This is a genomic window from Desulfobacula sp. (assembly GCF_030611305.1).
In the GTDB taxonomy this organism is placed as follows: Bacteria; Desulfobacterota; Desulfobacteria; order Desulfobacterales; family Desulfobacteraceae; genus Desulfobacula.
In genome coordinates this window covers 1-7,857 of the sequence record NZ_JAUWQB010000121.1, presented here as the reverse complement: position 1 = coordinate 7,857, position 7,857 = coordinate 1, and the positions used below count along the sequence as shown (strand labels likewise).

Here is a 7,857-nt window from a genome sequence, read left to right as displayed (position 1 = left end):
TAATCTGTCCAGGCATCCTTGCAATGGATACAGTTGGTCCATCATCTTCAGTACCTTCACAATTTTTACAGGCATATTTGTATCGAATATTTTTTATAACCTGTACTTTGGCAGGAATATAATCAAGTTGCTCTGATATCTCTTCTCCAATACGAGATTTAATGCATCCGCATTTGCATAGTCTGTCTTCTTCTTTTAGTTGATGGATGACTTCTATGCGTGGCAGGTTTGCTGGTAATGGCCTACGTCCGCGTTTCTTTCTTTTATGTGAGGTTATTATTGTCTCTTCAGGTTCATCCGCAACAGGAAGCTCAGGTTCGGGGATGCCAAACAATGGAAGTTGTTGATAAGAGCTGTTTAAAGTCTTCTCTGATTTTCTGCCATAAATTTTATCTGTCAGGCATTTAATTTGTTCTTGTAGAATATTGATTTGAGATTCATGACTATGAATAATATTATGTAGCTTATCAACATCATTTATGTCTTTGTAACCCTGATTGATCATGCCCTATATATACCATAACCACGCGGCTTTTCATAGTTTTATCTTAAAAAATAGCAGAATATTTTAAGGGCTTATGGGCTTGATAAATATTAATTCCATCTATTAACCAGGAGAGCTCCTGCTTGCTTATAGCCATAATTTCTTTTCTACTTTCAGGCCATTTAAAGCAATCTTTTTCACGCCTTTTATGCCATAAGCAAAACCCGTTTCTATCCCAGTACAAAACCTTAATGATATTCTTTTTGCGATTACAGAAAACAAATAAGTGACCTGAAAAAACAGGCAGTTCCATTTGCTCACTTACCAGAACAGATAATCCGTTTATTGATTTACGCATGTCTGTTATACCCACAGCCAGATAGACTTTAATATTTGACGGCAAGCGAAACATTAAAATGCTCTCAAAATAGTCAGTACCTGTTCAAAAGTAGACCTTGAAAAACCATCAGGGATTTCTATTTGAAAATCTGCACCAACATTAAGCTTGAGAACACCTGTAGTCATCGGATGGTCAGGTAGCTGTATGAATTCTACCGGAAGATTTGTCCTGTTAAACTTTGTTTTCCAGTAGGTAAACCTTGATGCTTTTAAATTATTAATCCGACAATATTCTCTCTGGGTTAATTCTGATTCTGACCATTTCTTCAAATGTTCTTGCCAAAACTGCTGACGCTGTCTATCAACATCTCGTTTGATTGCTAACATTTTATTTAAGCCTCCTTGATTTGAAAAGTCAGCTTAATATGACATGGTTTATTGATCTTTATAAGATGGGGTTTATTGAGCGCTTACCAAACTAATAGCTTGAAAATATTGAACAAAGTTCTGAAAATCCCTCTGAAATTGTGTTTGTTTACATTTTGGGTCCACAAAATATCATTTTACAAAATTCAAAAACCCAAGGACACAACACTTAATTCCAACAATGAACATGCTGACGGGTGAACCGCAGATGTTTAGCGTTAAATTTCCACATAAAATATCATACGGAAATTTTTCTAACTAATTTTCCAAAACAAGTTGCATAAGGAAAAAAAATGAGTTATATTTCTGTATAAAAATATTAACGGAAAATCGATTGGCAGAATAATGAATTTTAGCAATTTTAAAGCAGGAACTAATAAGCAACAATATCAATATAAAAGTTTTTCTCCAGAAAAAATAAATACAACATGGATCTGGGACGACCCGATTTTGAATGTTTTACTGGAAAAAGCAACACGAAAACTGGGAGAGTTAAATGCTTTTACACTTATTGTGCCCAATATAGACCTCTTTATTCAAATGCATATTATCAAAGAAGCCAATACTTCCAGTAAAATAGAAGGAACTCAAACAAATATAGATGAGGCACTGCTTCCAGAAGAGGATATTGCACTTGAAAAACGAGATGATTGGCAGGAAGTCCAAAATTATATTAATGCTATGCACTACGCAATTAATAAACTTGAAAAGCTGCCCATTTCGAATCGCTTATTAAACGAAACACACGAAATCTTAATGCAGGGTGTGAGAGGTGAGCATAAATCACCGGGAAATTTTAGAACAAGCCAAAATTGGATCGGTGGATCTAATTTATCAGATGCTATATATATTCCACCGCATCATACAGAAATCCCCGGTCTAATGGGTGACCTTGAATCATTTTTACATAACGATGCCATAAATGTACCTCATTTGATAAAGATAGCGATCGCTCATTATCAGTTTGAGACGATACATCCATACTTAGATGGAAATGGGAGAGTCGGGCGTTTATTGATTACACTTTATCTGGTTGGTTTTTCACTTTTGAAGAAGCCGTCATTATACCTTTCCAGTTTTTTTGAAAAACATAGAAGTTCTTATTACGACGCTCTATCGAGAGTCCGGGTGGCAAATGACATTTCGCATTGGGTAAAATTTTTCTTAAATGCAGTTATAGACACCGCAGATGATGGGAAAAAGACCTTTATTCTAATTTTAGAACTAAAAAAAGAAACTGATAGTTTTATTATTAGCCTTGGAGGCAGGGCTGAGAATACAAATAAAATTTTAGAGCTCTTTTACCAAAAACCAGCATTGAATGTAAAAGAAATTGAGAAAGCTCTGTCAATGAATCAAAGAACAATCAGAAACGTATTAAAGACCTTAGAAAAAGAAAATTTTATTGTTGAATATACCGGCAACAAGCGAAATAAAAAATACATTTTCCAGCGATATCTCAAACTATTTTATTGATACCTTCGTTGTATATTTTTATTGATCAATTTCGTTTTTTTAATTCCCATAATTGATTTTAAAATCTGAAACTGAAAGGGAAAGTTTGTTAATACCAGATGTGGTGCTCTGAAGAATTTTAAAAAACTGAGCCCTTCACGTTATAATAGTCGCTGCCGCCCGGGTCCGATGCCCTGAGTATTTCTTTTGGAAGTCATGCCCCAATTTTCAATTTTGCTCGCGACTGATGATACCATTATTGCGCATGAGGAAATCAGGCTAAGATATTGTTCCCTTTGTGTTATAAGGTTTAGTGTAACTTGAGTTTGCTTAAAATACGAATTTGATTCGTTAAATGTTTGAGAAGTCAAGAAAAATGCAATTTCTGGCAACTTTCGAGAACCGAATAAACACAGAGGGGAATCATGTCTGAAAAGCTCACATACGAAGAACTGGAGCAGCGGGTACGGGAGTTATCTTCACCCCTGCTTTGATCATTTCGCGTCGCCGTCTGTACTCGTAGGCAATCGCACCGATAACCGTCAGAATGATAAAAACTACGGCCAAGGCGTTCATGGCTGGGCTGATAAAGCTACGTAATTTGGTGCCAATATAAATCGGCAATGTTTGCTCAACACCAATGGCAAACAAGGTCGTGTTGTAGTTATCAAAAGACTGCATAAAAGCCAGGGCCATGGACGAGATCAAGGCGGGTCTCAAAAAGGGCAGCGTTATTTTCCAGAACACTTGACGATGGGTTGCTCCCAGGTCAAAGGCTGCCTCTTCCTGGGTCAGGTCAAAGCGCTGGGCCCGGGACATGATGAGAAGCATGCAATAGGAGGATATAAAGGTCGATTGGCCGAGAATGGCGGTCCATAAACCGCCAGGGATATTCATATAACTGTCCCAGAACAAAAATGTTGAAATTCCCAGGATAATACCCGGCGTTAGGATGGGTGAAACCAGGACTCCGTATACAAAATTCCGGGCCTTAAACTGCAGCCGGGTCAGCAGCAGGGCCCCCCCAAGCCCGATGGGTACAGATATTGCGACCACTGAAAATGCAACAATAAAGCTGTTCCAAAGGGCACTCCACATCTGGTCATCTTTGGCCAGTTCTCCAAACCACATGAGTGTAAACCCCTTCCAGGGAGTAATCTGGGGAATTTCATTGGCATTAAAGGCAATAATCGTCATAAAGATAAGCGGCAGAAACATATAGGCGAAAAACAGGACCAGATAAGCGCCGATTATAATTCTGAAAATTGAGTTGGATGATTTCATTGGGTAAGCTCTTTCAAACCGACTTTAAATATTTTAAGCATAATAAACATAAACATAACGCAAAGCAGCATTAAGACTGTTGCGTAGGCTGCTCCCAGATTCCAGTTGGCACACTCAAAATTAGTGTTGATCACCTGGGTGAACCAAAAACTGCTGGGGCTGCCCAAAAGCTGTGGGGCTGCAACGGTTCCTGCTGCCAGCATAAAGGTCATGGTGCAGCCTACGGCGATTCCGGGTTTGGCATGTGGCACTACAATTTTATAGTGAATGCGCAGCCAGGATGAGCCAAGATCCCGGGCCGCATCAAGCTGATTTGAGTCCAAACTCTCCATGACGTTGTATATTGGGAAAACCATAAAAAGAATATAGGCATAGGTCATCCCCAGAATAACTGCCCCATTGCCCATACGAAAATTAATGGGATCAACAATAATCCCAAGAAATATGAGCAATTGATTCAGGATGCCTAAATCTGCCAAGATTATTTGCCAGGCAAAAAGACGCAGCAATTCATTGATCCAATACGGTATTATCAATCCCAACATCAACAAACCGACTTTGGCACCACGGGCCACTTTGGCAAGGTAAAAGGCGATGGGATAGCAGATTACAAGGGCTACCACTGTTACGATGAGGCTGGACCAGATGGTTTTAAAAAAAATCGCCATATGCAATCTATTGGAAAAAAACACCATATAATTTTTCAGGGTCCATACATCTTTGGGCCCGCCGAGTTCTCTCAAAGGCAACATCGGTCTTAACGAATAATCAAACATGATAAGCTGGGGTATTAAAATCATGAACACCAGCCAGGTACCCACTGTAATCAGAATATAGGCGACGCCTATTTTACCGAGGTCCCTTAACGCAGTATTCCAGAAATCACGCAATTGGGGTGCCTCCATTTTTTAATAAAAAAGCATTTTCCCGGCTGAACCGCACTTTGATATTTTCACCCTCCTCGATCCGGGGAACTGTACCATCATTATTGAGTCGCATGGTTAATAATTGACCCTGTTCGGTCGTAAGAGTTACCACTGCATAGGCGCCCTCAAAACTTAAGTTCTTCGTACGGCAGGTCAATACGTTATCTGCATTGGGTTCTTTTGCTAAAAATACGGTCTCCGGCCGGATAAAAATAGTGGCGGTCTCTCCCTGGCCCATGTGTTGCGGATTTTTACAAAAAAATGACCCGGATGTTGTTTTAAGAACCGCATAGTCACCATCAATACTTATGATATCGCCCTGAATAATGTTGCTTTCACCGACAAAGGATGCCACAAAAATCGTTTCAGGATTATTGTAAATGACATCGGGTGTTGCCACCTGTTCCAGTTTGCCGATGGACATCACCCCCACACGATCAGACATGGTCAACGCTTCGGTCTGATCATGGGTAATATAAATAAAGGTGACCCCGGTGCGACGTTGAATATTGCGCAATTCAGCGCGCATTTGGCTCCTCAGCCTCAGATCCAGGGCAGACAATGGTTCGTCAAGCAGTAAAACAGCAGGATTCACAGCCAGAGCCCTGGCGATGGCCACACGCTGCATTTGCCCGCCGGAGAGTTCGTTGACCATTCTATCGCCGGTTCCATAAAGATCCACAAGCTCAATGAGTTCTTCCACCTTTTTTTTTCGTTTTGCTTTTGGCACGCCGCGCACCTCCAGACCGAATCCGATATTATTCTCTACCGTCATTAGGGGGAAAAGTGCCAGGTTCTGGAATATCATGGCGGTTGGGCGAATGTTCGATCCAATCCCGCGCATGTCTTTGCCGCCTATCTTTATTTGCCCTTCACTGGGATCCATAAAGCCTGAAATCAGACGTAGCAATGTGGTTTTGCCGCAACCCGACGGTCCTAAAAAACTGAAAAACTCCCCGGCCTGGATATGTACATTTATATTACGAGCTGCGTAAAACTCTCCGAAACGCATGCTGACATCCAATAGTTCAACATCTTGCCCCATCCAATAAATTCCTTACATAGTTATAATTTTGAGACAATCGTCTCTTTTCTATCATCTGTTTCTTCTTGGTGACAAAAAAGGCCGCAGACCCTGTTTTCGGAAAACCCGGAACAGGGCAGAGGCCTTTTTTCCCCTTGATTTAAGCTGCCTGAAATTTATCTCTGTATTCGGTACGCGCCGGAACAAACCACGGTTGTTCATTCGGATACCACCATAAATTTTCAAGAGCATTGCCTGGATAGGCTTCATTAAAACCCTGTTTGGTCTTTGCATCCAACAGAGCATCAACGCCTTTTACAACGCTGTTGTAACCGGTAGATTTTGCCATGATCGCCCCGGCTTCGGGTGTATAAGCCCAGTTGATGAAGGCATAGGCCTGCTCTAAATTCTCGGCGTTCTTGACAATACTCATGGAGTCAACCCATGTCATGGCGCCTTCTTTTGGGGCCATGTAGGTAACAGGTTTACCTTCCTTTTTCATGGTCAAAATAGGACCGTCCCAGGTCTGACCAATTAAGCAGCCATTCTGTAAAAATGCCAACTGGTGATCCTGGGCATTATTCCAAAACATTTTGATATTCTTTTTTTTGCTGATCAAGAACTTGAGAATTTCATCATATACTTTACGCATTTTTGTTTCATCTTTATACGTATCGTACATCCTGTTGGAAGGAACCTGACCTATGGCATCCAAGTATAATCCGGCACCGATAAATACCGAATGCGGCCGACAGGTCACTTTTTGATTAAACTCAGGTTCCCACATGGTTCCATAGGATAGTTCACCATATTTATAATTAAGTTTATCCGTGTTAAAGGTGATCGCCTCTGTGCCCCAGTCATAGGGCAGACCTATGCGTTTGCCATCGATAACACCCCCTTGTTCTTTGGATGATTCATAGAAGGAGGGTTCAAGGTTTTTCAAGTTTGGAATTTTGCTTTCGTCCATTGCCTGGTACAATTCAAATTCCATGTGCAGTGTGATTTCGGTCAGGGAGGGCTGGGCAATATCGAATCCCTTGGCGCGGGCAGCACGCAATTTATTCATGCACTCCTGGTTGGAGGAGTAGTTGGTTACCTTGACCTTGATGCCAGTGGATTTTTCAAAGGCTTTGATGACTTCGGGTTTTGAGTAATCCGGCCAGGTATAAAGATTCAAGTTGCCTGAAGATGACAAAGCATCTTTAATAAACCAGGGGCCCATACCCGCAGTTGCATACACTCCCAGACCCATGGCCGTCGATTTTTTAATAAACGACCGTCTGGTGATAGTGTTGGTGTCTTTTTCTTTTTGACTTGTTTTTCCCATTTTCATCTCCTTAATTACGTGTGAGTAAAATGGCAATAATAAAACAAATACAAGGCGTGGAATGCCATTGCGTTGTCCCTTCTTACCGGAATTGCACCGGTAATCGGTAAAATTTTGCCCCGAAAAATCATTTTACACTAAAAGACTTTTAAGAAACGATAGCCTTTGTATACTCATCTTCCAGTCCATCGATTTTACAGTCTTCGATGTTGATACTCCCACAGGTTACATAGTTCTTATCCATAGTGCAACTTTTAAAATAATAACTCTGGCCAAAAAAACAGGTATCGCTCTGAGCGACATATTTAGAATTGCTGGAATATAGTCATTGCGCATTCATCAATATAGTTATAAATTAGGTGTATTGTTTTAAAGTGTTACGACCTTTTTTGCTAACCAGGAGTTATGCATGAATGTTTTACACATCTCAGATCTTCATTTCGGCCCCCGCCACTGGGAGGGAAACGACAAGGTTCTGATAAAAAAGATCAATTCATTTGACACCGATATCGTTATCAATACCGGAGACAATACAACCGATGGACTGAAAGATGAGTATATCGAGGCAAAACGCTTTTTAAAAGCGATC

At 40.6% G+C, this 7,857-nt stretch carries 9 protein-coding genes; 2 read left to right on the top strand and 7 right to left on the bottom strand.

Annotated elements, in window-relative coordinates:
* The 3 genes from QAI40_RS16035 to tnpA all read right to left on the bottom strand — a co-directional run.
* Positions 1-505 (bottom strand): IS66 family transposase zinc-finger binding domain-containing protein (locus QAI40_RS16035; RefSeq protein WP_304511827.1); only part of this gene is annotated, 505 nt, incomplete at its 3' end.
* Between the two features lie 43 nt (positions 506-548).
* The gene (gene tnpB / locus QAI40_RS16030; protein WP_304511826.1) at positions 549-896 is read right to left on the bottom strand and encodes an IS66 family insertion sequence element accessory protein TnpB; all 348 of its coding nucleotides are present in this window, start codon (positions 894-896) and stop codon (positions 549-551) included.
* The gene (gene tnpA / locus QAI40_RS16025) at positions 896-1,210 is read right to left on the bottom strand and encodes an IS66 family insertion sequence element accessory protein TnpA (protein WP_304511825.1); all 315 of its coding nucleotides are present in this window, start codon (positions 1,208-1,210) and stop codon (positions 896-898) included. Before tnpA ends, tnpB begins: the two co-directional genes overlap by 1 nt.
* A 384-nt stretch (positions 1,211-1,594) precedes the next feature.
* On the opposite strand from tnpA, the gene QAI40_RS16020 reads away from it, so the two are divergent.
* Positions 1,595-2,725, top strand: coding sequence for a Fic family protein (locus QAI40_RS16020; protein WP_304511824.1), 1,131 nt, complete (start codon positions 1,595-1,597; stop codon positions 2,723-2,725).
* A gap of 417 nt (positions 2,726-3,142) precedes the next feature.
* Here the strand turns inward: QAI40_RS16020 and QAI40_RS16015 are convergent, their stop codons facing one another.
* The 4 genes from QAI40_RS16015 to QAI40_RS16000 all read right to left on the bottom strand — a co-directional run bounded on the left by QAI40_RS16015 (position 3,143) and on the right by QAI40_RS16000 (position 7,268).
* Positions 3,143-3,988 (bottom strand): ABC transporter permease, encoded by an 846-nt coding sequence (locus tag QAI40_RS16015; protein WP_299983018.1) that lies wholly within the window; start codon positions 3,986-3,988, stop codon positions 3,143-3,145.
* Entirely contained in the window at positions 3,985-4,878 is an 894-nt protein-coding gene (locus tag QAI40_RS16010) for an ABC transporter permease (protein ID WP_299983015.1), read from the bottom strand. Before QAI40_RS16010 ends, QAI40_RS16015 begins: the two co-directional genes overlap by 4 nt.
* Complete coding sequence (locus QAI40_RS16005; protein ID WP_299983012.1) at positions 4,871-5,959, bottom strand: ABC transporter ATP-binding protein; 1,089 nt, start codon at positions 5,957-5,959, stop codon at positions 4,871-4,873. Before QAI40_RS16005 ends, QAI40_RS16010 begins: the two co-directional genes overlap by 8 nt.
* A 139-nt stretch (positions 5,960-6,098) precedes the next feature.
* Positions 6,099-7,268 (bottom strand): extracellular solute-binding protein, encoded by a 1,170-nt coding sequence (locus tag QAI40_RS16000; protein WP_304511823.1) that lies wholly within the window; start codon positions 7,266-7,268, stop codon positions 6,099-6,101.
* Between the two features lie 409 nt (positions 7,269-7,677).
* Here QAI40_RS16000 and QAI40_RS15995 point away from each other — a divergent pair.
* Positions 7,678-7,857, top strand: a 180-nt coding sequence (locus QAI40_RS15995) for a metallophosphoesterase family protein (protein WP_304511822.1), incomplete at its 3' end; no start/stop codon positions are given.

Bases quoted from the DNA above. Each gene is read 5' to 3' on its own strand.
- QAI40_RS16015 (WP_299983018.1), bottom strand. From the start codon at position 3,988: ATGAAATCATCCAACTCAATTTTCAGAATTATAATCGGCGCTTATCTG.
- QAI40_RS16005 (WP_299983012.1), bottom strand. From the start codon at position 5,959: ATGGGGCAAGATGTTGAACTATTGGATGTCAGCATGCGTTTCGGAGAG.
- QAI40_RS16020 (WP_304511824.1), top strand. From the start codon at position 1,595: ATGAATTTTAGCAATTTTAAAGCAGGAACTAATAAGCAACAATATCAA.
- QAI40_RS16000 (WP_304511823.1), bottom strand. From the start codon at position 7,268: ATGGGAAAAACAAGTCAAAAAGAAAAAGACACCAACACTATCACCAGA.
- tnpB (WP_304511826.1), bottom strand. From the start codon at position 896: ATGTTTCGCTTGCCGTCAAATATTAAAGTCTATCTGGCTGTGGGTATA.
- tnpA (WP_304511825.1), bottom strand. From the start codon at position 1,210: ATGTTAGCAATCAAACGAGATGTTGATAGACAGCGTCAGCAGTTTTGG.